This window comes from Photorhabdus heterorhabditis, from assembly GCF_018448905.1.
Lineage (GTDB): Bacteria > Pseudomonadota > Gammaproteobacteria > Enterobacterales > Enterobacteriaceae > Photorhabdus > Photorhabdus heterorhabditis.
In genome coordinates, this window is the sequence record NZ_RCWA01000002.1 from 157,327 (window position 1) to 182,084 (window position 24,758).

21 protein-coding genes are annotated in these 24,758 nt (G+C 38.9%); 6 read left to right on the forward strand and 15 right to left on the reverse strand.

Annotated elements, in window-relative coordinates; translation table 11 throughout:
- Nucleotides 1-26 precede the first annotated feature (26 nt).
- From EAE89_RS01910 to EAE89_RS01935, 6 genes are all read right to left on the reverse strand, one after another.
- On the reverse strand, nucleotides 27-1,133 hold the full coding sequence (locus EAE89_RS01910) for an ABC transporter permease (protein WP_054475081.1): 1,107 nt from the start codon (nucleotides 1,131-1,133) through the stop codon (nucleotides 27-29).
- A 12-nt stretch (nucleotides 1,134-1,145) separates the two neighbouring features.
- Complete coding sequence (locus tag EAE89_RS01915; RefSeq protein WP_149616414.1) at nucleotides 1,146-2,303, reverse strand: ABC transporter permease; 1,158 nt, start codon at nucleotides 2,301-2,303, stop codon at nucleotides 1,146-1,148.
- Nucleotides 2,300-4,036 (reverse strand): ATP-binding cassette domain-containing protein, encoded by a 1,737-nt coding sequence (locus tag EAE89_RS01920; RefSeq protein ID WP_054475078.1) that lies wholly within the window; start codon nucleotides 4,034-4,036, stop codon nucleotides 2,300-2,302. The genes EAE89_RS01915 and EAE89_RS01920 overlap by 4 nt, the downstream gene beginning before the upstream one ends.
- A gap of 9 nt (nucleotides 4,037-4,045) precedes the next feature.
- Complete coding sequence (hlyD, locus tag EAE89_RS01925; protein ID WP_149616415.1) at nucleotides 4,046-5,038, reverse strand: secretion protein HlyD; 993 nt, start codon at nucleotides 5,036-5,038, stop codon at nucleotides 4,046-4,048.
- Between the two features lie 16 nt (nucleotides 5,039-5,054).
- Nucleotides 5,055-5,741: a transcriptional regulator gene (locus tag EAE89_RS01930; RefSeq protein WP_054475073.1), complete on the reverse strand. Its 687-nt coding sequence runs from the start codon at nucleotides 5,739-5,741 to the stop codon at nucleotides 5,055-5,057.
- An 89-nt stretch (nucleotides 5,742-5,830) separates the two neighbouring features.
- Nucleotides 5,831-5,989 (reverse strand): hypothetical protein, encoded by a 159-nt coding sequence (locus tag EAE89_RS01935; RefSeq protein WP_161804193.1) that lies wholly within the window; start codon nucleotides 5,987-5,989, stop codon nucleotides 5,831-5,833.
- Between the two features lie 55 nt (nucleotides 5,990-6,044).
- Here EAE89_RS01935 and rhlE point away from each other — a divergent pair, with 55 nt between their 5' ends.
- On the forward strand, nucleotides 6,045-7,334 hold the full coding sequence (rhlE, locus tag EAE89_RS01940; RefSeq protein WP_054475071.1) for an ATP-dependent RNA helicase RhlE: 1,290 nt from the start codon (nucleotides 6,045-6,047) through the stop codon (nucleotides 7,332-7,334).
- A gap of 3 nt (nucleotides 7,335-7,337) precedes the next feature.
- Nucleotides 7,338-8,270, forward strand: a complete 933-nt coding sequence (dusC, locus tag EAE89_RS01945) for a tRNA dihydrouridine(16) synthase DusC (RefSeq protein ID WP_054475070.1) — start codon at nucleotides 7,338-7,340, stop codon at nucleotides 8,268-8,270.
- An 82-nt stretch (nucleotides 8,271-8,352) separates the two neighbouring features.
- Here the strand turns inward: dusC and EAE89_RS01950 are convergent, their stop codons facing one another.
- The 5 genes from EAE89_RS01950 to EAE89_RS01970 all read right to left on the reverse strand — a co-directional run bounded on the left by EAE89_RS01950 (nucleotide 8,353) and on the right by EAE89_RS01970 (nucleotide 14,420).
- Nucleotides 8,353-9,465, reverse strand: coding sequence for a lipase family protein (locus EAE89_RS01950; protein ID WP_214085289.1), 1,113 nt, complete (start codon nucleotides 9,463-9,465; stop codon nucleotides 8,353-8,355).
- A 579-nt stretch (nucleotides 9,466-10,044) separates the two neighbouring features.
- Nucleotides 10,045-11,169, reverse strand: coding sequence for a lipase family protein (locus tag EAE89_RS01955; protein WP_054475065.1), 1,125 nt, complete (start codon nucleotides 11,167-11,169; stop codon nucleotides 10,045-10,047).
- 579 nt (nucleotides 11,170-11,748) lie between these two features.
- The gene (locus EAE89_RS01960) at nucleotides 11,749-12,873 is read right to left on the reverse strand and encodes a lipase family protein (protein WP_054475064.1); all 1,125 of its coding nucleotides are present in this window, start codon (nucleotides 12,871-12,873) and stop codon (nucleotides 11,749-11,751) included.
- A gap of 503 nt (nucleotides 12,874-13,376) precedes the next feature.
- Nucleotides 13,377-14,213 carry a 3-mercaptopyruvate sulfurtransferase gene (gene sseA / locus EAE89_RS01965; RefSeq protein WP_214085290.1) on the reverse strand — a complete coding sequence of 279 codons (837 nt, stop codon included), beginning with the start codon at nucleotides 14,211-14,213 and terminating at the stop codon, nucleotides 13,377-13,379.
- Nucleotides 14,214-14,261: 48 nt separating this feature from the next.
- Nucleotides 14,262-14,420, reverse strand: coding sequence for a hypothetical protein (locus EAE89_RS01970; RefSeq protein WP_167338252.1), 159 nt, complete (start codon nucleotides 14,418-14,420; stop codon nucleotides 14,262-14,264).
- A gap of 284 nt (nucleotides 14,421-14,704) precedes the next feature.
- On the opposite strand from EAE89_RS01970, the gene dinG reads away from it, so the two are divergent.
- Complete coding sequence (gene dinG / locus EAE89_RS01975; RefSeq protein ID WP_214085291.1) at nucleotides 14,705-16,825, forward strand: ATP-dependent DNA helicase DinG; 2,121 nt, start codon at nucleotides 14,705-14,707, stop codon at nucleotides 16,823-16,825.
- 60 nt (nucleotides 16,826-16,885) lie between these two features.
- Here the strand turns inward: dinG and EAE89_RS01980 are convergent, their stop codons facing one another.
- From EAE89_RS01980 to rhtA, 3 genes are all read right to left on the reverse strand, one after another.
- Entirely contained in the window at nucleotides 16,886-17,107 is a 222-nt protein-coding gene (locus EAE89_RS01980; protein ID WP_054475056.1) for an alkylphosphonate utilization protein, read from the reverse strand.
- A gap of 207 nt (nucleotides 17,108-17,314) precedes the next feature.
- Complete coding sequence (gene dps, locus EAE89_RS01985; RefSeq protein ID WP_214085292.1) at nucleotides 17,315-17,821, reverse strand: DNA starvation/stationary phase protection protein Dps; 507 nt, start codon at nucleotides 17,819-17,821, stop codon at nucleotides 17,315-17,317.
- 584 nt (nucleotides 17,822-18,405) lie between these two features.
- Nucleotides 18,406-19,296, reverse strand: a complete 891-nt coding sequence (rhtA, locus tag EAE89_RS01990; RefSeq protein WP_054475051.1) for a threonine/homoserine exporter RhtA — start codon at nucleotides 19,294-19,296, stop codon at nucleotides 18,406-18,408.
- A 368-nt stretch (nucleotides 19,297-19,664) separates the two neighbouring features.
- Between rhtA and EAE89_RS01995 the strand changes: the two genes are divergently transcribed.
- A complete protein-coding gene (locus EAE89_RS01995; protein ID WP_054475049.1) occupies nucleotides 19,665-20,228 on the forward strand; it encodes an LOG family protein in 564 nt (187 codons plus the stop codon).
- A 296-nt stretch (nucleotides 20,229-20,524) separates the two neighbouring features.
- Here the strand turns inward: EAE89_RS01995 and EAE89_RS02000 are convergent, their stop codons facing one another.
- A complete protein-coding gene (locus EAE89_RS02000; protein ID WP_054475048.1) occupies nucleotides 20,525-20,935 on the reverse strand; it encodes a hypothetical protein in 411 nt (136 codons plus the stop codon).
- Nucleotides 20,936-22,819: 1,884 nt separating this feature from the next.
- On the opposite strand from EAE89_RS02000, the gene EAE89_RS02005 reads away from it, so the two are divergent.
- Complete coding sequence (locus EAE89_RS02005) at nucleotides 22,820-23,857, forward strand: NADP-dependent oxidoreductase (protein WP_054475044.1); 1,038 nt, start codon at nucleotides 22,820-22,822, stop codon at nucleotides 23,855-23,857.
- A 406-nt stretch (nucleotides 23,858-24,263) separates the two neighbouring features.
- Nucleotides 24,264-24,758, forward strand: a complete 495-nt coding sequence (gene aac(6') / locus EAE89_RS02010) for an aminoglycoside 6'-N-acetyltransferase (protein ID WP_054475284.1) — start codon at nucleotides 24,264-24,266, stop codon at nucleotides 24,756-24,758.

Sequence of the window (24,758 nt, forward strand, 5' to 3'; positions counted from 1 at the left end):
TTAGTCAAAATGCAGGGCCGTTTTTATCAAGCAATTTTCCGTCGAAATAACCAATAGGCAAGGTTGCCAGTTGTGGCAGTGATCGCCAGAAGAGGCCACAGGCTTCTCCAGATAACAGTAAAATCCGCGTCTTTGAGATAAATCTGCTTGGTTATGTCATTAAAATGCCAGATAGGATTAGCCCAAGTGAGATTTTGTAACCATCCCGGCATATTTTCGATTGGGGAAATATAACCGGAGATTAAAATGGCGGGCATAAGAAAGACAAATACACCAATAAAGGCTTGTTGCTGAGTGTAACAAAGAGAAGATATTAATAAGCCAAATCCTACCAGCGATAAACTGTATATCAGCATAGCGCAGTAAAACAGCGGTAGTGAGCCAGAAAATGGGATTTGATAGCAGAAGATACCAATGGCTAAAACTAAGGTTGCCTGAAAAGTAGCTACAACGACAGCCGGAACGGCTTTACCAATGAAAATTTGCCCGGTGGTCATTGGTGAAACCAGTAGCTGATCCAATGTTCCCTGCTCCCTTTCTCGAGCAATTGACAGTGCAGTGACAGTTAATATCCCGACTGTGGTAATCAGTGCAACTAAAGACGGTACGACGAACCATTTATAATCGAGATTTGGGTTATACCAGTTGCGGACTACTAATTCACTATTATTGGCTTTTGGTATGTTGCCTGCTAATTCTTGTTGGTAGTTCAGGATAATTTCCTGGATATAGCCCGCAGCAATTTGAGCACTGTTTGAGTTGCGTCCATCCAGCAATACCTGGAGGGAAACAGGGTCATGGCTGGCAATCTTAGAACTGAAATCTTGGGGGAAACGTACCACTAACAAAGCTTTCTGGCGATCGATTACTGGCTGTATTTCTTGTGAGTGAGTCAGCAATATTACGTCAGGAAATGCTTTTGATTTTGCCAGTCGCTGAGTAAGTTCAATAGAGGCTTTGCCTTTGTCTTCATCAAAAATAGCAATGGTAGCATTGGTCACATCAAGCGTTGCAGATAGTGGGAATAGGATCATCTGAAAGATAACCGGCATAACCAATATAGCTCGTGTCTGAGGATCTCTGAGCAAGGACTGTAATTCTTTAATAATCAGTGTGTAAAGACGATAAAACATAACAGCTCCTTTCTAATCCAAACGACGCCGGGTTTTCCATGCGGTTAAGCCAATAAACAAAACAGCCGAGGCAATCAGTAGTAATAGGTTTATCATTAATACTGTGCTGATATTTCCTGCCAAAAAAAGAGTATGCAGACTGCTGACAAAATAACGTGCGGGGATGAAATAGGTCACTATCTGAATAAATGCAGGCATGCTGTTTATTTCGAAAATAAAGCCGGAAAGCATAATTGCAGGTAGAAAGGCGACATTTAACGCGATCATTGCTGCATTAAACTGATTGCGTGTAACGGTGGAGATCAGTAGCCCTATACCAAGGGCGGTGGCCAGATAGAGGCTGGTAATTGCAGACAATATCCACAATGAGCCTCGGTATGGTACACCCAATATGAATACTGACACTAACATGCAGAGCACCATGGCGAGAGATCCCAGCACTTGATAAGGCAAGAGTTTGGAAAGCAATAGTTCGGTGCGGGTAATTTGAGTGGAAAGTAGGGCTTCCATTGTGCCGCGTTCCCATTCCCGTGCAACGACTAATGATGTCAGGATTGCACCAATGACGGTGATAATAATGGTTATTGCGCCGGGAATAATGAAATGCTGGCTGATTGTCGCTGGATTGAACCAATAACGGATTTGCATATCAATTAATGGAGTGGCAGCGTTTCCCTGATCTTGCCCCTTTTGTTGTAGCCAAATCTGCCATATTCCTTTGGTATAGCTTTGTACAAAGCTGGCTGTATTGGGTTCACTGCCGTCAGTAATGACCTGGATCTGTGCTTTACCATCCGGGCGGGCAAGTTGAGCATCGAAATTCACAGGAATAACAATTAGCCCGCGTATTTCCCCTGATTGCATCATATTAATTAATTGCTGACGATTATCGCTGATTTTGGGTTCAATATATGGTGAACCAGCAAAAGCATGTATCAGCTCACGGGCATCTTCGCTTTGCTGCTCCACTAAAATACCAATACGAACGGTACTGGAGTCGAGATTAATACCGTATCCAAAGATAAACAGTAGAATCAGCGGAATGACAATAGAAATTAACCCGCTGGTGGGATCACGCAAGATCTGTTTGGTCTCTTTTACACAAAGGGCTTTCAGTCTCCCCCATGAGAAGTGGACTGCTTTCTTTGGAGCATGCTGATTTAGGCTCATTGTGGCTCCTCATCATAGTTAATGACCAGATCAATAAATGCTTGCTCCATTGATGGGTCAGGATTTTCGTCAGTAGCAACCTGCTGTTTCAGATCATCCGGCGTTCCGGCGGCAATCAGTTTACCGCGGAATATTAGCCCTATCCGGTCACAATATTCGGCTTCATCCATAAAGTGAGTGGTCACCATGACAGTAACGCCTTTATCTACCATACCGTTGATATGCAACCAAAATTCACGTCGTATTTGCGGATCAACACCAGAAGTTGGTTCATCCAGAAACAAAATATCTGGCTCATGCATAAGTGAGCAGGAAAGAGCAAGACGTTGTTTATACCCTAGTGGCAATTCGTCGGTTGTTTGATGTAAAACCGATTTGAGATTGAAAGCGTTGACCATACCATCGATTTTTTCTTTTTGTTTGCGCCCACATAGACCATAAATGCCTGAAAAGAATTTCAGGTTTTGTTCAACGGTCAGGTTGCCGTACAGTGAAAATTTCTGCGCCATGTAACCCAGATGTTGACGCGCTTTCCCTGAACTGATTTTCAGATCCATTCCTAATACCAGCGCTTTACCTCCAGTCGGTACCATAAGCCCGCACATCATTTTAAACGTAGTGGATTTACCCGCGCCGTTTGGGCCAAGCAGGCCAAAGATTTCTCCGCGTTTTACCTGAAAATCAACATGGTCGGTAGCAGCAAAATCACCAAATTTCTTAGTTAAATCCTGTGCTTCAATCACTGTTTCTGTAGGGTTGACGTTAATTTGTGGCATAATTTCCGCCAGTTCTGAGCGACGGGCAGGACCACCACCGAGTAAGTCTATAAAAGCATCTTCAAAGCGGGGAGCCGCTTTAACTATTTCAGCATCAGGTAGTTCAAGTTGGTTAAGCAGCTCTTGCGGGGAAGCATCAGGTCTAATAATAAGCCGTACATATTTGCCTTGAATTACGCCATCTGTTACTAGTGGTAGGGTGAGGGCGTGTTGCAGCGTTTTTCTGCGAGAATCCTGTTTTGCGCCAAGCAGGAAGGAACGCCCGGACATCTTTTGAGTGAGTTGCTGCGGTTGCCCGTTATACAGTAATTTTCCTTGATTGAGTAATAGGACGTCGCGGCATCGTTCAGCTTCGTCTAGATAGGAAGTGCTCCATAGGATCAGCATGCCATCATCTGCCAATGCGTGAACCATCTGCCAGAGTTCGCGGCGGGCTATCGGATCGACGCCAACTCCGGGTTCGTCCAGTAGCAGAACTTTGGGTTTGCCAAGCAGAGTACAGGCGAGTCCCAGTTTTTGCTTCATGCCGCCGGAAAGCTTCCCAGCCAGTCGCCCGGTAAAACGCGTAAGGTCTGTGAAAGTGAGTAGTTGCTCGTAAGTTTCTTGACGTTCGTCACCTTGTACACTGCGTAAATCCGCGTATAGGTTCAGGTTTTCTAATACGGTCAGATCTTCGTACAGACCAAATTTCTGTGGCATATAGCCCAATTCAAATCGTACTTGTACGCCATTTTTAATCGGATCAAGCCCCATGATTTCAATAGAACCGCTATCTGGCTTTAGTAAGCCAGCTAACATACGTATCAGCGTAGTTTTTCCTGCTCCATCCGGTCCCACAAGTCCGGTGACAGAGCCACCGTAAATCTCTGCGGTCAGACTGGATACCGCAGGATTATTTAGGCCAGGAAAAGTTTTTTCTACTTTTTCCAGCCTTATCGTGTATTCAGAGCTGCTCATGACAGCTCCTTATTGGTCTGAATCAGGAAAATGCAGGGTAATTGGCATACCTTGACGTAGAGCATCATCTGGGTCGGTAACAATAATGCGTAACCGATAGACCAGATCGGTGCGCAGATCGGGTGTCTCGACATTCTTTGGCGTAAATTCAGCTGTTGGCGAAATAAAACCAATTTTACCGTGATAAGGTTTATCTTTACGGCTGTCAGTGTAGAGTAAGATTTCACGTCCCGGGGTTGCCTGCCCAAGGTGGCTTTCACTGATATAAGCTCTTACCCAAACCGGATTAGTTAAAGAAAGCGTAAATACAGTATTGCTTGCTGCCAGCATCGTGCCTGGCTCAATTGCACGGGTCAGGATGGTACCGGGCGAAGGGGAGGTCAGGTGAGTGTCTTGTAAATCCAATTCCGCTTGAGCAACAGTTGCTTCGGCTTGAGCAAGTTGGCCTTTGGCTTCTGTAATTTCTTCTTTACGATAGCCGGCTTGAAACTGGTTCAGTTTATCTTTTGCTGCTTGCAAAGCTGCCAATGCTTGATTGCGGTTAGTCTTAGCATCTTCGAGTTCGTTGGCTGAAATAACTTTGCTTTGCCACAAACCTTGCTGACGTTTGAGGAAATTATCAGCGAAACGCCAGGCGGCTTCACGTTGTGCAACTTCCGAGCGCACTTGTGCAATTTCTTCTGTGCGATAGCCATATTCCATCATTGCCAGATGCGCTTTAGCACTATCGCGAGTGGCTTTTGCTTTATTAAGTGCGTTAATGAATGGTGCATTATCCAATTGACCAATCACCTGATTCGCCGTGATCGTATCGCCTTCATCAACTTGCAGGCTGGCGAGTTTACCACCAACCCGGAAGCTGAGATTGACCGTGCGTATATCTACATTGCCATAGAGTGTTAACGTATTATCATTTTTGCTCTGATAATAGTAACTGCCTAAAATAGCGCCAAGAATAACAGCGACTACCAATATTATTAGTGTTAGTTTCTTGCGGTACATGATACGCCCTATTGTTCTAATTGTATGAGTTGTCTTTTTTAAGTCCGTTTAATAATAAATCGATATGTTGGATGAGGATTTGATCAATCAGTTTGTACTCGTCTGGTCCGATATTATTCCAGTTTGTCTGGCGTAATAAGGTTTCTCGTGCCATTCGGAAAGAGAGAATTTCACCCATCAGAGCATGTGTATGGAGCATAGTAGAAAGCTGATGTTCATCAGCACCAATATAGTTAGCAATCAACTTATTTAATCTATTGTGGAGAGGAGCCAGTGCCTGTTCATGGATTAAGGTATAGGCATCGGTTGGCGCTAACTGTTCTCTGGCCATTATCAGGCTGATGTTGATGCTCTCTTTTTCAATCATCAAACGATTAATTCCAAGAAATCCTTCATGAATTAGCCTTAGTATATTTTCTGGTGAATAAGGAGTTGGTGATGAAAAAAAATCATCAATTTCTTTAAAAAGATCAGTAAATTCAGTCTTTATTGTGTCAGTAATATATTGGGCCACCGCCTGATAAAGTCCCTCTTTAGAGCCAAAATAATAAGCTATAGAGGAAATGTTTTGTTGAGCACGAAATGCTATTTCTCTGGTCGTTGCTCCAGCCAATCCGGATTTACCGAAAATCTCAAGAGCTGCTTTGAGTAGCTGTTGTTTGGCTTGTTCGCCTCTGGAGGTTTGAGTGTTGTTGACTGACATGGATATGGGTCCTGTTGCAAATAATCAAAAGACTTAAACAAAATATCAATCATATGGTTAACCTTATACTTATAGTAAATCAATGTAAATTACAGAAAAATGTCACGGATCATGAAAACTACCGGGTGAATACCTGTAGTTTTAGTTGCATCATCAGAAAATATATCTGATATAATAATCCAGATATGGCGCATTGCAGTTTGTGTTATTTTCTTTGTGGTGTTTACCGCGTCTGATTTTCTTCCCATAAAACTGCCCCTGAATGTAGTTCAGGAATGGTGAAGTCTGGAGTATTTCTTATTTATGAGTTTTGAATCACTCGGCTTAAGTGCTGATATTTTACGTGCCATTGAAGATCAAGGTTATTCAGCACCAACGCCAATCCAACAGCAGGCAATTCCTGTCGTATTAGCTGGTAAAGATTTATTAGCCAGTGCTCAGACAGGCACGGGTAAAACCGCAGGTTTTACATTACCGATGCTACAATTGCTGAATAATTCCCCTGTTCAGACGAAAGGGCGTCGGCCAGTCAGAGCATTAATCCTGACGCCAACTCGAGAGTTGGCGGCTCAGGTTGGTGAAAATGTACGTGATTACAGCAAATATCTTAGACTGCGTTCTTTGGTTGTCTTTGGGGGAGTTAGTATTAATCCTCAGATGATGAAATTGCGTGGTGGTGTCGATATTTTGATCGCAACGCCCGGGCGTTTACTGGATCTTGAACACCAGAATGCGGTTGATTTATCGCAGGTGGAAATTTTGGTATTGGATGAAGCCGACCGTATGCTGGATATGGGTTTTATTCATGATATCCGCCGGGTACTGAATAAGTTACCACCGAAACGGCAAAACCTACTGTTTTCTGCCACTTTCTCTGACGAGATCAAAAGCTTAGCTAGTAAATTATTGCATAATCCTGTCAGTGTTGAGGTTGCCCGCCGTAACTCTGCTTCAGAACAGATTGAGCAATTTGTTCACTTTGTAGATAAAAAGCGTAAAGGTGAATTGCTTTCTTTCCTGATTGGCAGTCGTAACTGGCAGCAGGTTTTGGTCTTTACTCGTACTAAACACGGAGCAAACCGTCTGGCAGAACAGTTGAATAAGGATGGCGTAACGGCTTCAGCTATTCACGGTAACAAAAGCCAGGGGGCAAGAACCCGTGCTCTGGCTGATTTTAAAGAGGGTCGGATCAGGGTGCTGGTAGCGACAGATATCGCTGCCCGTGGTCTGGATATTGATCAACTGCCTTATGTGGTGAACTTTGAACTACCTAATGTATCTGAGGATTATGTCCACCGTATTGGTCGTACTGGGCGGGCAGATGCTACAGGGCAGGCACTTTCTCTGGTATGTGTTGATGAGCACAAATTGCTGAAAGATATTGAACGTCTGTTGAAACGGGAGATTCCCCGTATGGCAATCCCCGGATATGAGCCAGATCCAACCATCAAAGCTGAACCTATTCAGAATGGCCGTCAGGGACGTGGCGATAACCGTCAGAAAAATAGCCATCGCCGTTCTGGGGCACCTTCGCGTCAGCGTAGCAACAATCATGCGGATCGATCAAATAAAGCGCCTAACATCAGAGGTTAATTAATGCGGGTTTTACTGGCTCCGATGGAAGGTGTGCTGGACTCTTTAGTCAGGGAACTTCTGAGTGAAATCAATGAGTATGATTTGTGCATTACAGAATTCTTGCGGGTCGTTGATAGCCTGTTGCCAGTAAAATCTTTTTATAAGCTTTGTCCTGAATTGCGTAACCAAAGCCGGACATTATCTGGCACTTTGGTACGGGTTCAACTCTTGGGCCAATATCCGCAATGGCTGGCAGAAAACGCGGCGCGAGCAATTGAATTAGGGTCCTATGGCGTCGATTTGAATTGTGGTTGCCCGTCGAAAACGGTCAATGGTAGTGGTGGTGGAGCGACGTTGCTAAAAGATCCGGAACTGATTTATCAGGCGGTAAAAGCAATGCGTGAGGCTGTACCTTCTCATTTGCCTATGACGGTCAAAGTTCGTCTGGGTTGGGATAGTGGTGATCGGCGATTTGAAATTGCTGATGCAGTGCAGCAAGCGGGTGCAACGGAAATTACCATTCATGGACGGACCAAAGAGGATGGTTACAAAGCGGAACGTATTAACTGGCAAGCGATCGGTGAAATTCGTCAGCGTCTTTCTATCCCGGTTATTGCCAATGGTGAGATTTGGGATTGGCAAAGTGCGCAGAATTGTATGGGTATTACAGGCTGTGATGCTGTCATGATCGGACGGGGAGCGCTTAATGTTCCCAATTTGGGCAGGGTGGTGAAATATAACGAGCCTAAAATGCACTGGCAAGGAGTTGTTCAGTTATTACAAAAATATGTTCGGTTGGAAAAGCAAGGTGATACCGGGCAATATCATGTTGCTCGTATTAAGCAGTGGCTCGGTTATTTACGAAAAGAATATGAAGAAGCGACAGCACTCTTTGAAGAGATAAGGAAGTTAAAAACGTCTGCTGATATAGCACATGCGATTTCTTTAGTGTGATTGCTGATTAAGAACCAATTATTGTAATGGAACCTTTAATAAGGTTCCATACTTAATCAGCGGAAGGGGTAACTCAATAAATTTATTTGGTGTCGTCGTTACCTTCGGCTATGAATGAGAAAAGCTTATTAACACTGAGAGAAAGGCCATCGTTAATCACAACAATGTCATAATCAACAGGTGGATCAGAACGATCATTAACTGCGACTAAGCTCATACCATACTGTTCGGTATAGGCATCAATATGTTGAAATACGAGTTGTTCAACTAAGCCTAGAGAAGGTCTTGAATTGGGTTCAGTAAAAGGTAAATCAGGGGTAAGGTGGGTATAGTTTTTGTCCTTCACATTAGAGATAAAACCGTTAACTATTAAAAATGATATTGGATAGAGAGCTTTAATTTCTTCTAACCCTTTTATATGCCAGGCTAGGGTAACGATATCCTTACGATTATGTATCCTTAGAAAATCACTTTTATAACTCGGTATTAATGTTCCGTCAAAAACAGATTCAGCATAGGATGCGAAAATATCGTTACCGGTGGACGGGCAGGCAGAAGCGCAAACATGAATACGAATATTATTATTTCCTTTCTCGATGTACCGCCTTTTTAAATACAGGCCAATAGTAGAGGCTAATACACCACCTAAACTGTGCCCTGTAAGAGTAATATTTTGTACTCCCTCTTCCAGAGCAATTTTATCAACTGCATCAATCAATGATTCTCCATAACCAGGTGTATTGTTACTTTTTATTTGATTAATAACATAGTCTAAGGCGATGTGGGTTCCTTTCGAAATTTTAGCATCTTTAGGGGCTTTGGGGTCCCAAATTGACCAGTTTTCAGTTGTACCTACATTAAAGTTCTCATCACACCAGTTAACATCAGACCATGATCCTCGAATAACAATTCGATAGTCATTTGGAGTTTCGAGATTTTTCACAATGAATAAAACGTGATCATCTTTTTTATCTATAACACTTTTTTTCTTATTAACATCAATATTACCGACACGAAAAACAGCAGGCCCCCAAATGATGGAGAACTTATTTGCTGTTATCTTACTACTTTCTAATGATTTTTTAATATTTTCTGAAACGATAGCGGGTTCTGAGTTGTAAGTTAATATACTTCCTGAGCTACTAATAAAGCTTAACGCGAGATTTATTTTTTGTTCTTCAATAGAAATAGTCATTTTTACTTCCAATTTTTTTATAGGATAAATGTTAATTTAATGTTTCGATTTGAATGTTGCCAACCAATTTTTTGTTTTCAATTAAAACTAAAAACAAAATTAAAGTTCGTAATAACCTTTAATTTAGCTACATATGAGTATAGGGTAATTTAATGTTAATTTATTTAACAAAATAAATTATCTATTATGAGCTTTAAAGTAAGCGATAAAAATTAAGCTATGTTTTTGTGAAATTATATTAGTTCTTAATAATGATAATATGGAGAAAGTGGTGGTGATATTTCCTATGGAAAATAATTTAAATTGGTATACCCTTCATCTTTCAAGTTGGCTGCTTTCACTTACCCCAGTCACATCGTTATCTATGCTCTTGGGGATGCGTTCACTTGCCGCCGTGCTGCAATTTGAAATCTATTGGGTATATCTACAAAGTGAGTGATAGTGAATGGGTGTAATTTTAGTGATATGTAGGAAGAAATAATTGAATTACTCTATTAAAATGTAATTTATTACCGTGCATGGAACCTATAATATAGGCTCCATTTATGCTAAATCAAAGCTATGCATAATAAAATAAAATTATGCAATATCGATTTTACCTTTGGTTAGAAACTTGAAAAGTTCAGCAATACTTTCGGATAGGCTATCATTAACCACAATAATATCGTAATCAGTCGGTATATTTGAACTATCATCAATGGTAATGAAACTCATGTCATACTCTTTGGTATAGGCATAAACATGTTGATTCCCGATATTAATGAGTAGATCGTCAAACGACATTATAGGTGATATTGGAATATCTGAATGAATAGAGAAATCTGGGAATATTTGAGTGTAATTTTTACCGAGAACAAAAAAAATAAGAGTGTTAATTGTGCCAGTTAATATTGGATAAATAGTCTTAATTTTCTCCAATCCATTTATATGCCAGGCTAGGGGAACGACATCTATACTATTATGAATTCTCAGAAAATCACTGTTATAACCAACAGTAGATATTTCATTAAGAACAGATTCAGTGTAGGAAGCAAAAACATCGTTACCGGCAGTGGGGCCTGCAAAGGCACAAACATGAATACGAATATTATTGTTTCCTTTATCGAGGTACTGTCTCTTTAGATATAAACCAATGGTAGAAGCCAGCACGCCTCCCAAACTGTGTCCTGTAATGGTAATATTTTGTATCCCTCCTTTCAGGGCAATTTTATCAATTGCATCAGTGAGCGATTCTCCATAACCCGGAGAGTTGTTGCTTTTCATTTGATTAATAATGTAATCCAATGCCATATTCGTTCCATAAGCAATCTTCGCATTTTTAGGTGATTTTGAATCCCATAGCGCCCAGTCTGTAGTTTTACAGACAATAATATCCTCATTGAGCCAGTTAATATCAGACCATGATCCCCGAATGACAACGCGGTAGTCATTTGGGTCATAGCGATTTTGCACAATGAACAAAACATGATCGTCCTTTTTGTCTATAACACTCTTTTTCTTATCAATATCAACGCTGTCAACACGAAATACAGCAGGCCCCCAAACGATAGAGAATTTATTCGCGGTAGCCTTACTGCTTTCCAATGATTTTTGGATATTTTCCGAGACGATGCCCGGTTCTGGTTTGTAAGTTTTTATACCTCCAGAGTTAATAATAAGGCTTAGTGCGAGATTTACCTTTTGGTTTTCATAAGAGATAGTCATTTTTACTCCCTATTTTTTATATGAAAAATGTTAGTCTGATGTTTAGGTTTAAACATCAAAAGTTAATGTTTTTAGTCTTCTATTCAGATAAAAAGTAGAATTAAACTTAAAGTTAATAATAACTTTTAAATATGTCAAATAAGTTCATGGAAATTTTTGATATTGTTTTATTTGACAAAATATAAATTATTCATTATGAAATTAAAAGCGAATAACAAGAGCTATAATTTTAATGATTACGTGAAAATATTATTGCAATTTTACAATGTTATATTAATTTCCAAAGAATAGTAATGTAGGGAAATAGTATTGATATTATTCTTAAATAATAATGAATTAGTATTGTTTGTATAAATATGATTTTATTATTATGTTTAAATAAGTGATATCGTATTCAATGGAGCTTTTATTAAAAGCTCCATTTTTTTGGGATAAAAAAACAATATATACCCGATGGATTTCAAGATGTATCGCGACGGCAAGGGAGCGAATCCCCGGGAGCATAGATAACTCTGTGACCGGGGTGAGTGAGTGCAGCCAACAAACAGGCAACTTGAAAGATAACGGGTATAAATCAGATTATGCAATATTAGTGTTATCTTCGGGAATAGGTATAAGTAAGAAATAGGCGACAATATCTTGAGATAAATTACTGTTAATAACAACAATATCATCAATAGGTGGTTGAGTACCGTCATTGACTTCAACTAAATTCATACCATATTGATTTGCATATGCTGTAATATGTTGAAAAATGACTTGTTTATTTAGATTTAATTCTAAAATAGGTGATGTAAAAGGTAAATTTGGAGTGAGTTTTGTATAACCTTTATCTTTTACAAGAAGAACAATCTTTTTAAATTTATTAATTAATTCTTCATCTAGTTTAATTAATGGTTCATAGATGGTCGGAATTGTTTCTAATCCATCCAAATTCCAGATCAAGGAAATAACATCTTTACGATTATAGATCCTTAAAAAATTGCTCTTATAGCTCGTTACTGACGAGCCGTTAAAGACATATTTAATATAAGATGCAAAAACATCATTACCGGTATTTGGATTAGCAAAAGAGCAAACATGAATACGAATATTATTTTTTCGCTTATTAAGATATAACCGTTTTAAGTATAATCCGAGAGTAGAAGCTAGAATGCCGCCTAAGCTGTGCCCTGTAATGGTAATATTGTGCACTCCTTTTTCTTGGGCAATTTTATCAATTGCATCAATGAGTGATTCGCCGTAACCAGGAGTATTATTACTTTTTACTTGGTTAACAATATAGTCTAATGCTATATGCGTTCCATAAGAGATCTTGGCATCTTTAAATTCTTCAGGAATATTGGGGTCCCAAAGTGACCAGTTTACAGTTTCGTGTACAGCAAAGTTTTCAACTTGCCAATTAATGTCAGACCATGACCCTCGGATAACGATTCGATAGTCATATGGGGATCTGCGGTTTTTCACAATGAATAAAACGTGGTCGTCTTTATTATCCTTAGCGTTTTCGCCATTATTAATACGAAAGACAGCAGGCCCCCAAACGATAGAGAAACTATTGGCCGTAACCAGACTCTTTTCCAATGATTCTTTAATATTTTCTGCAACGAGAGTGGGTTCTGGTTTTTCGGTTATTATGCTTCCTGAGCCACTGATAAAGCTTAGCGCAAGATTTATTTTTTGATCTTTAAGGTAAATAGCCATTTTTACTCTCCATCTTTATAATATAAATGCTGATATTGTGTTCTAGTTAAGACATTAATATTCAACTCTTTTATAATTTACTGTACCTGGGTATTTTATCTGTTGTTCTTTGTAGTAAAGGGGCTTCAAGGCAGTGTTCAAGCAAAAGCTTTTGAATACACTTGAATGCAATTTTCCTTACATACTATGTATAAGCTTAATCTTATTTTTAAATAAAATATAGAGTTGAATTTTAAGTTAATGATAATAATATTTAAATATACTTATTTAATTATTTCATGTGACTTTATTTGATAAAAACAACATTAATTAAGGAGTTAATAAATTGAATAATAACGATATGAAAATTATTAAGTAGGATGCTATTTCATTATCAAAAAGGCATATCAGAATGTTTGTATTAAATAGTGGTTATATTATTTACAAAGTCAATACTTACAGTTTATCCTGGGATTATTTTATTTATTGTAGGGCATAGGGTGAATATGCCCTTTTGTGGTTAATCATTTCTCCAGAGGTAGGGCATCATTTGCTCCCCATTCAGCCCATGATCCATCGTATAAGTAACTATCTTTCTTGCCGATTATATCTAAACCTAGTACCAAAACAGCGGCTGTCATACCTGAGCCACAACTCGCGATAACAGGTTTATTTAAGTCAACGTCTTGTTTACGGAAAATATCTGTAATTTCAGCTGATGATTTAAAGTGACCATTCTCTACCAGCATAGTCCACGGAACGTTTTTACTACCAGGAATATGGCCCATTCTTAGTCCAGGGCGTGGCTCTGGTGCTTTAGCTTGAAAACGGTCCGTTGCTCTGGCATCCACGATTTGAATTTGTGGATCATTTAACGAAGCCAGAATTTGTTGCAGTGATTTCACTTTGCTGGCATCGAAACGGGTATTAAAGGTTTGAGGATTGCGTGTCACTTCACCTGATTCTGTTGTAAATCCTGCTTGTTGCCAGCCTTGTAAACCTCCATTAAGAATACGAACGTTGTGGCTGCCGAATATTTTGAAGGTCCACCATGCGCGAGGGGCAGAGAACATATTGCCTTGGTCGTAAACCACGACTAGATGATTTTCGCTAATGCCCATTGCTCCAACAGCCTGACTAAACGTTTGCGGATCTGGCAGCATATGAGGTAATCCGCTTTGATGATTTGCAATTTTATCCAAATCAAAAAATTGGGCACCGGGAATGTGTGTATCTAGCCAGAGTTTATGACAATCAATTTGTTGAGGTGGTGGTGGTGCGGTTGTATCAAGGATGACGATATTTTCATCATCAAGATGATCCTTCAGCCATTGTGCACTGACAAAGTATGAATTATTCATGGAAGCTCCTACTTTATATAAAAGATAAAATCGTGTCGTGGTCCGTTATCATTGCTGTATCGGCGCTGTAGTTGCCTCTTGTTGTTGACTGGTTGGTGGTTCCATTGGTGTGGTTGAGCGGGTGTACATATTAAGGCCCGCTAAAAATACGCCGCCGATTGAACCGAATGCAAAGATAGCGATGAACATGATAAGTAATTTTTTCATTATTGTTCTCTGGTGCCATAGAAAATAGAAAGTATATAGGGTTCTGAATAGCTGACAAGGCAATAACCAACTTACTTTTTGGATTATGAATGATGCTTTGAGCAGCTAAGTAGATGAAGTTAAATGAATGTCATTGTCATATACTATTGGTGTGTTTAGTCCGCCTCTTATTGACATGAAATTGGCGTTAAATTATTTAATTAGCCTTGTAGTCTCGATATTGAGCTGATTTCATTTCTGCTCTGTGGGAAAATAGTGCTTCGGTTTTATGACAGCAGAGTTCAATGGCACTTTCCAGTTCAATAAAAAATCAAATAAGCCAGTGGTATAAGGCGTTACCTCAACACATTAATGGCTTTATTCCCCGCGCGCCACAGAGGCAGATGATTGCCGAAGTTGCAAAAACGCTTGCCGATCAAGAAGGGCGTCATTTAGTTATTGAAGCGCCAACCGGAATCGGTAAAACCCTTTCTTATTTGATCCCTGGCATTGCTGTGAGCAGATCAGAAAGTAAGCCATTGGTCGTTAGTACTGCTAATGTTGCTTTACAGGATCAGATTTACAGCAAAGATCTTCCTTTGCTACGCAAAATCATTCCCGATTTGAAATTTACTGGGGCCTTTGGGCGTGGTCGTTATGTTTGCCCGCGTAATCTCGAAGCCATCTGTGCAAACAACAGTGGACAGATAGATTTAATATTTTTGGTTGAGGACAAAACAGAACTTGCTAATAGTGAAGAGAGAGAACTGTGTCGCAGGTTGCACAGTGACTATACAACTTTTGCTTGGGATGGGTTGCGTGATCACCACAAACTGGCTTTGTCTGATACTTTATGGTCGAAAGTTAGCACAGATAAAGCAAACTGCCTTGGACGTAATTGTCAATACTATCATCGTTGTCCATTTTTTATTGCTCGCCGTGAAATCGAAAATGTGGATGTCGTGGTCGCTAACCATGCGTTGGTGATGGCGGCACTGGAGAGTGAATCGGTGCTACCCGACGCCAAGAATTTGTTATTAGTACTTGATGAAGGCCATCATATACCGGATGTTGCTCGGGATTCACTGGAAGTTGAAGGAGAAATTACACTGTTTCAACTTAATGGTCAGTTAGATACTTTTATCCGCCATGTTGAGCAATATCTGGTGCAATTCCATCCTGCAAAGCCTCCACGTCTGGCTAATGCTGGCCGTCTTAATGAACATAGTGAAAAACTACGGGAATGTTTTAAAGAACTTGCTACTGTGACTCAGGCACTCTTACCTGAGAAAAGTAAGATAGATGAGTATTTATTTGAGATGGGGAAGTTACCGGATAACTTGCTACTTTGCTGTCAGCAATTGTTCAAATTGACCGATGGTTTACGTGGGTTGGCAGAAGCGATACTGAATGATTTGACTGAACAGACAGCTAAACAGGATATTGGCAGATTGCATCGGGCTATTTTGCATACTAGTCGCACGCTTGGATATTTTGAAAATATGACCAAATTATGGCGGTTGGCTTCATTGGAAGAGTCATCTAGTGCACCGGTATCAAAATGGTTGAGACGCCGCTATGAAAAGAATCAGTCACACCTTTATTTCTATTGCGCAGGTATCAGAGTTAGTGAACAGCTCCATCAGTTGCTTTGGCGTAATATTCCTCATGTGGTTGTGACATCAGCAACACTTCGTTCCCTGAACAGTTTTTCCCGTATTCAGGAATTGACTGGGTTAACTGAAAAAGCGGGTGACCGTTTTGTCACGTTATCATCACCTTTTGATCATGTACGGCAGGGAAAGCTGGTTATTCCCAAAATGTCGCTGGAGCCGACAATTGACAATGAAACTGCTCATTTGGAAGAAATGGCGCGTTATTTCAGGGCCCAATTGTTGAGTCGGAAACATAAAGGGATGCTGATTTTGTTCAGCAGTCAGAGAGCTATGGATATTTTTCTCACTTATGTGACGGATTTACGTTTGATGTTACTTGTTCAGGGGGATCAGCCGCGTTATCGGTTAGTTGAAACGCATTGTCAGCGTATAAATGAAGGGCAATGTAGTGTGTTGGTTGGGTTGCAATCTTTTGCTGAAGGTCTGGATTTAAAGGGTGATTATCTGTCTCAGGTTCACATTCATAAAATCGCATTTCCTCCAGTTAACAATCCGGTAATTATTACTGAAGGTGAATGGTTGAAATCGCTTAAACGTTACCCCTTTGAGGTTCAAAGTTTGCCAAGTGCTTCTTTCAGCCTTATTCAGCAGGTAGGAAGGCTTATTCGTAGCCATGAATGTTATGGTGATGTGGTTATTTATGACCGGCGTTTGCTAAGCAAAAAATATGGATTGAGGTTATTAAATGCTCTGCCGGTTTTCCCGATTGAGCAACCGGAAATTCTTTCAGAAAATGAAAAGGATAAATAACTTACACGAAAATTTGTAATTTATTTATCCTTTATGAATAAAATCGGCAGAACGTGTTGTTTATCCTACTTTTTTTAGAAAGCAGGTTTTCAACACTAAACCTTTGATTTTGTCTGCGTTACATTCGATTTCATCTTCACGATGGTTTAAGCGGATATTTTTAATCACAGTACCGCGTTTTAAAGTTGCAGATGTGCCTTTGACTTTCAGGTCTTTGATGACTTGAACAGAATCACCATCATTAAGCACAGTACCATTACTGTCTTTTACTTCGGTATCCATTTTATTATTTCCTCAAGTTATTTATGAAATAAAGCGTAGATTATAGACAATTTATGCTTATTTTTAAAGGATATGACGAAATTTGTCTGCATGACGGGAATTTTATGATGTTTTTCAATGCCGGAGCCTTCGGTGGTGCAAGGCTGATATAAACAGGACCACGGTGTTAGCATAGTCCTGTAAGTAACGCAGAGCTGTTATGATGTTTTATTGCTCAATGTTTGCTTCAATAAACCATAAGAATTTGTCGAGGTCACGGGAGGCTGCGGTAATTATATCTGCCGTATTTTCGTCTTCAATTTCATCAATAGTTGTGCGTATATCATTAGCAACAACGGCGTAACGGTCAGCCAGTGCTTTCAGATGATCTTGCACGTTATGGATATCTATCGGGTAGCTTCTCAGTAAAGTATGTTTATTCACGGCTTGTACAGTTCCAAGCGTGATTCCACCCAGTTGCACAACTCTTTCTGCGAAAGTATCCATGTGTTCAGTAATAGTTACATGGAAATTATCTAGCATTTCGTGGATAGAAATGAAGTTTCTGCCACGCATATTCCAATGTGCTTGTTTGGTGAGCAGGGAAAGATCAATAAAATGGATCACCATATGATTCAGAATTTCAATTGTTTCCTGCTTAATATCATCGTCAACATCATTACGAGTATAAAGTAGTGTGGATGGTTGTGTTTTAATTAATCTGGCCGTATCCATAATAGTTTTCCCTTAGTATTAATAATGAATTTCTCATTTATTGAAATTAATATATACCCTATGGATTTCAAGATGCATCGCGACGGCAAGGGAGCGAATCCCCGGGAGCATAGATAACTATGTCATAGAGAACTCTGTGACCGGGTGAGTGCAGCCAACAAAGAGGCAACTTGAAAGATAACGAGTATAACTCGACATTGAGCTTGAATCATATAGCTTATTCCTATTAAATCAATAGTCTATTCTTATAAAAGATTTTAGGTAAAATTAGAATTAATACATTAACAATGAAGTCATGTAATTATATACCCTTCATCCTTCAAGTTGCTGCTTTGTTGGCTGCGTTCACTTACCCTAGTCACATAGTTATCTATGCTCCTAGGGATGCGTTCACTTGCCGCCGCGCTGCAAATTGAAATCTATTGGGTATATATCAATATAATAATTCAAAAAACAGGATGATTATTTAGAAAAATATGCAGGACTCATTAAGTGGTGAATAATAGCGATTTTTTTGATAAATAACCGGAGAATTATCCTATTAATTACTCCGGTCGCCATTTTATTTCAATTAAATAAAATTATTAATCGACTTCTACTATTTTAGACTTCCTTTTAATGGTTGATGTAGAACCGATAGAGGAGAAAATAATGCAAAATAGGGCCAGCCATTGAGTTGTCGTTAGATGTTCATTGAGGAACGCAATACCAGATAAAGCGCCGAGGGCGGGTTCAAGACTCATCAAGGTACCAAATGTTTGTGCGGGTAAACGGGTTAGAGCAATCATTTCTAATGTATATGGGAATGCAGTAGACAGAATAGCGATTGCCAGAGCCAGAGGCATAATTGACATATCAAATAACAGTTCTGGACCCGTTTGTATCAGCCCAACAGGGAAAAATATTAAGGCAGCGATAAGTGAACCGATAGAGACTGTTGCTGCTCCGTAACCTGCTCCCGCGCGTTGGCCGAAAATAATATATAGTGCCCAGCAAACACCAGCACTGAGTGCATAAATAATCCCCACAGGGTCTAAGCCATTAATATTATTGCCAATCGGTAACAGGAAAGCCAGACCTGCGATAACCAGCGCAACCCAGAGAAAATCTATTGGCCGGCGTGATGAGAACATAGCTACGGCTAGTGGGCCGGTAAACTCAAGAGCAACGGCAATACCTAAAGGAATCGTGGTTAATGCCATATAAAACGAATAGTTCATTGCCCCGAGCGCAATGCCATAGGTAAGTAGTGGCATAATTGAATCTCGGCGAAAACGCAGGCGCCAGGGTTTAAAAATAAGAAATAGAATGATAGTTCCAAGACCCAGTCGTAAAGCAGTAACGCCAGGTGCGCCGATGACCGGAAACAACATTTTAGCAAGAGAAGCACCGCTCTGAATTGACGTCATGGCAAGTAATAACAGTATTATCGGTATTAACGGAAAAGCACTCTTTTGGAGCTTGGAAGAAGACATCCGGACAAAACCTCAATGAAAATTAAGTGATCTGGTTGGCAATTTTCTCAGTGAAAGGCAGATAACTCAATAGGTTTGAGAAATATAATTTTAAGTAAATATTATCCATTCATTAGATTAGATTAGATTAGATTATATAAAATAGTAAAATTGTTTTTCAGTATTGGGTGATTATTCTCTAAAAAATCAAATAGCATTATGAAATGTGGTTAATTCATCGATGATTGATAATTTCTTTATTATTCTGATTTTACTGGAATTAATTTTCTAATTTATATTATCTCTATACATAAATGAGTTGTGTAATAGTTATATCAATGTATAATTATATTTATTACAGTGAATATAAAGTAACAGGGACTTAGATAATGAAAAGTATTGCCGTTTATTGTGGTTCAAGCCTCGGTATATCTGAAATCTATAAAGAAAATGCTATTCTTTTTGCGAAAGAATTAGTTAAGCGTGAGATTACTTTAATTTATGGTGGGGCCAGTGTAGGCATTATGGGAACTGTTGCTGATACTGTTCTGAAAGAGGGCGGTAAAGTTATTGGTGTTATACCAACATTGTTGGAAAAGCGTGAAATATCACATAAGAACTTAACAGAATTATACATTGTCGAAACTATGCATCAGCGTAAAAGTAAGATGATTGAATTAGCTGATGCTTTTGTTGCTTTACCTGGTGGCTTTGGTACGTTAGAAGAGTTCAGCGAAGTATTTACTTGGAACCAGATTGGGTTGCACACTAAGCCCTGTGGTATTCTGAATATTAATAATTTTTATGATCCGTTGGTTTCTATGATTAATAGAATGGCCGATGAACAATTTTTGCATGAAAAATATCGTCATATGGCAATAATCGAACAAGATCCTATCATCTTACTTGATCGTTTTAACACCTACCAGGCACCATCTGTAAAAACTTATTAATGACCATTTTGTACCCAATAGATTTCAATTTGCAGCGAGGTGGCAAGTGAACGCAGCCAACAAAGCAGCAACTTGAAGGATGAAGGGTATATAATAAAAAGAAGTATCAATGGGATTATAGGAAAATAATACAAACTTTTATGAAAAAGGGCGTTATTTAGAAGGTGGCAGCATAACGGAAATTAATCTTTGATTGAAATGGGAGATGTTACATATTTAAATAAACCATTCCTGTTGAGGAAATATTGATTGAAATATTTTTCACAGGAATGGTTGTTAATATAGATTATTAAATATTAGCTTACAATAGTATATTCTACTATTGGGTTATTACCAATGTCTGCTGTATAGGACAGATGTAAATCATCACCTTCATAATCTGTTGATATTGAATAGCTGCTGCTTCCAATCAGAGGATTATTCCATGTAATATAAATGCTATAGATTTCGCCTTTGCTATCTACAAATACATAAGTACAGCGTCCTGAAACACCACTAATGATACTATTTGAGTCACTTCTCCAAATCGCTTTTCCAGGAGTGCTATCATTGTTTCTATTAATTACTTGGGGAGGAAGAGTTGTCCACTCACCTTGATCTAAGCGAATAGAATCTTGGATAAGTTTGAGTTTATATTCTGATTTATTCGTTACTTTTGCAATAACACTGATTGGTGCTTTTAATGAAATTGCTTCGATCTCTGACATGGTATTACCTCTTGTGATTAATTCTAAAAATATGTTTAAAAAATACCAAGATTTAAATTTAACCTATTTGATTAGATAAATATCTTGAGTGGAACCGACTCATTAGAATTCCGTTTCATAATTTTTCCTTAAAGTTAATTTATTTGTATTTAGAACTTCTTATTCACTACTGTAACCATCTACATTATAGTTAGTGATAATTCTTATCTATTTTAAATACTAAAAAGACAAACTATCTATTAACTATACAAATAAAAACTTTTCTTAATTTCGGTGTTTTTTAAAGATACCTTTTATTTGAGATGAATGCAATTTTTTTACCCTTTGAGTTTTATTATAAAATAATAAGAGATTAATTATATTTTTATACTTAAAAACATAAATGTAGATGATAAAATATATCTATGTTTTTAATAATTTATATACAAAGTGATTGTAATGAAAAACAAAATTTGGTTGCCAGGTTTATGGTTAATTAATGATTATTTTATTATTTATCGAGCATGAATTTGCAATTTTATTGATGAAATGTTAATGCGTTGTGATATTGAATGAGTATAATTTGGTAACAAGCTGTATTTATTTGACACAACGATAATCATATACACTAATTTGATAATTCCCGATTATTGATTATAGGTTTATTTACTTATTGATTAAGAGAAAATTATATAATGATCCAAGATTATATTCACTGAGGGTATTATTACATGTTTGATAAAAATATCAGAAAAAGGGAATTATTGTAAACGCGATATCATCAATGCTTAATATTGGGAGAGTGAATGATATTTAGCTATTTATACCTGTTATCTTTCAAGTTGCCTCTTTGTTGGCTGCACTTACTCACCCCGGTCACAGTGTTATCTATGACATAGTTATCTATGCTCCCGGGGATTCGCTCCCTTGCTGTCGCGATGCATCTTGAAATCTATTGGGTATATTTTACTTATTGTTTTAATTAAGGATTGCGTTTTACGTTAAATTGAAATCACATTACGGTATTGTTTTATAATTTACAATATCAATAAGCAAGGAACTTCTCGCTATTCTGTTAAAAGTGAAAATTAAAGGTTTCCATCATTACTGGATTATTCTATTGATGAAATTTTGGAGCAGTAATTATGTTTCAGAATTAAGTTATAGGTCAGCGGGAAGAGGATAGTAAGTTGTATTAAAATGTAATTTCATACCTTTTTTTGTCGACAGGGAAATTTCGGTTTAATTATAGACGACTGTTTTAATAATGTGTACGCTATGTCCATGCAAACGAACAGAAACTCCCAAGATATATGTCAGCACATTCTAGAAATCGCTCAACAAATTATTGGGTGTAAAGGTTTTGTAGCGGTTAGACTCAATAAAATTTTGAAAGTGTCAAGATTGTTAAAAGGCGCGTTTTGCTATTATTTGGCGTTAAAAGAGGTATTTGACGCTACTATGCTTGAAGATTGCTTGACGCATTATCTAGAAAAGATGAATAACATCATAGCGGACTGCTAAGGAAAATCTAAAGTACAAGCAGCGCTGGCGAGGCGGTCAGGTGATAGCGCTCCCCACCCGCCTGAGTCACGAAGTGAGAAGGTGGGAGTAGAGGATGTCAAGAAGGTGGGTTGAATTGTACTGCTGAAGAAATCTTTCCATTGACTGAAACCTTATTCCAGATTGGGTTGAGCACCAGTTTAGATGGCTAAGATCACGGAGAGTAGCGCACCGTTATAGAATGCTTTGGTGACTACGAAACGATTGCTGGAGGCATAAAAGGCAAAAACACTGTTGGAGATATCACTATTCACCTGTGTTTTTTTATACCTAAGCGTTAGACGACTAGTCTACTTTTAGGATATTTCGATGATATTGACGTTATGTTGAAGGAGAATATGAATGTTTCAAACGCAACAAATAAATCGCCGTATCGTACTAGCTTCACGTCCGCATGGTGCTCCTACATCCTCTAATTTTCGTCAGGAACAGCAACCTATTCCTGAGATTAAGGAGGGGGAACTTTTGTTACGTAGTGTTTTTCTTTCGCTGGACCCTTACATGCGCGGGCGTATGAATGATGAAGCCTCTTATACTCCATCGGTAGAACTTGATGATGTCATGGTTGGTTCAACGATAAGCCGGGTAGTGTCTTCAAATCATCCGGGATATCAGATTGGTGATTGGGTATTGGCGGATGGCGGTTGGCAGGATTATGCCATTTCCGATGGTAGTAATCTTACCAATTTAGGGCAATCGCCTTCTCATCCGTCTTATACATTAGGCGTGCTGGGTATGCCTGGCTTTACTGCTTATACGGGGCTATTAGATATTGGTCAACCTAAAGCGGGTGAAACATTAGTTGTTGCGGCTGCAACGGGTCCGGTAGGGGCAACAGTTGGTCAAATTGGTAAGCTTAAAGGCTGTTACGTCGTTGGTGTCGCAGGTGGTACAGAAAAATGCCGCTATGCTGTTGATGTGTTAGGATTTGATGCTTGCCTTGACCACCATGATCCAGACTTTGCTGACCAATTGAATAGTGCTTGTCCTAAAGGTATCGATATTTATTTTGAAAACGTGGGGGGCAAAGTGTTTAACGCAGTTTTGCCATTGCTCAATACTTTTGCTCGCATTCCGATTTGTGGGATGGTGTCTCTCTACAACGCGACCCGTGTTCCGAAAGGGCCAGATCGTTCGCCTTTGTTAATGGGGCAATTGTTACAGAAGCGAATTCGAATGGAGGGGTTCATTATTTCTGATCATTATGCTCGGCGTTTTGATGAATTCTGGCGTGATATGTCCACTTGGCTCGCTGAAGGGCAGATCAAATACCGTGAAGAGATAGTGACAGGTTTGGAAAATGCTCCAGAGGCGTTTATTGGTCTGTTACAAGGTCATAATTTCGGCAAATTAGTTGTCCGTGTTGGCCCTGATAATTAAATCCTGCGAGGAGAATTAAAGGGGATATCACGCTAGATATTAGCTATCGTATCTTGCAAGCAAGTCTTTGAGCTGGAAGAATGCCTCGGGTTGCCCGGGGCTTCTCTACAATAAAATAAGAAATTGAATTCTCCGAGTAATAACTTGTTGTGTTGTCCCTAAAGATTTATAAATGAATAGATATCGAAGATAATCTTGATAAAGTGTCTATACCCAATAGATTTCAAGATGGATCGCGACGGCAAGGGAGCGAATCCCCGGGAGCATAGATAACTTTGTGACCGGGGTGAGTGAGTGCAGCCAACAAAGAAGCAACTTGAAAGATAACAGGTATATAAGATATAGAAATTATTTTCACCAACGAATTAACAACTTTATTGACTAAGAAAGAATGTCTGAGCCAAGAATGAATAGAAAACATCAGCAACCACCATATATTCAGTCTAAAAATGATCTCTACCAGATTGTGATAAGTAATAGTTATAATTTTAATGATTGGTTATATCTGCGTAGTGCATTATGGCCTGCGGCATCAGAAGAAGAGCATAGCGAAGAGATGAACTCGATTTTAGATTCTGATAATCAAGTCGCTTTTATGATCCAATCTGGTACCGGTGATTTTTGTGGTTTTGCAGAGGCTTCACTGCGCTTTGAATATGTAAATGGGTGTAATTCTTCACCTGTAGCTTATCTTGAAGGGATCTATATTACCCCGGAATTCAGAAGGAAAGGTTTGGCGACTCAACTTGTTACACATATTAATCGTTGGGCTAATGCTCATGGATGTACTGAAATGGCATCTGATACCGATATAAATAATCAACAATCACAGAATCTTCATTTATCACTTGGATTTATGGAAACAGAGCGGGTGGTTTTTTTCAGAAAATCAATTAAATAG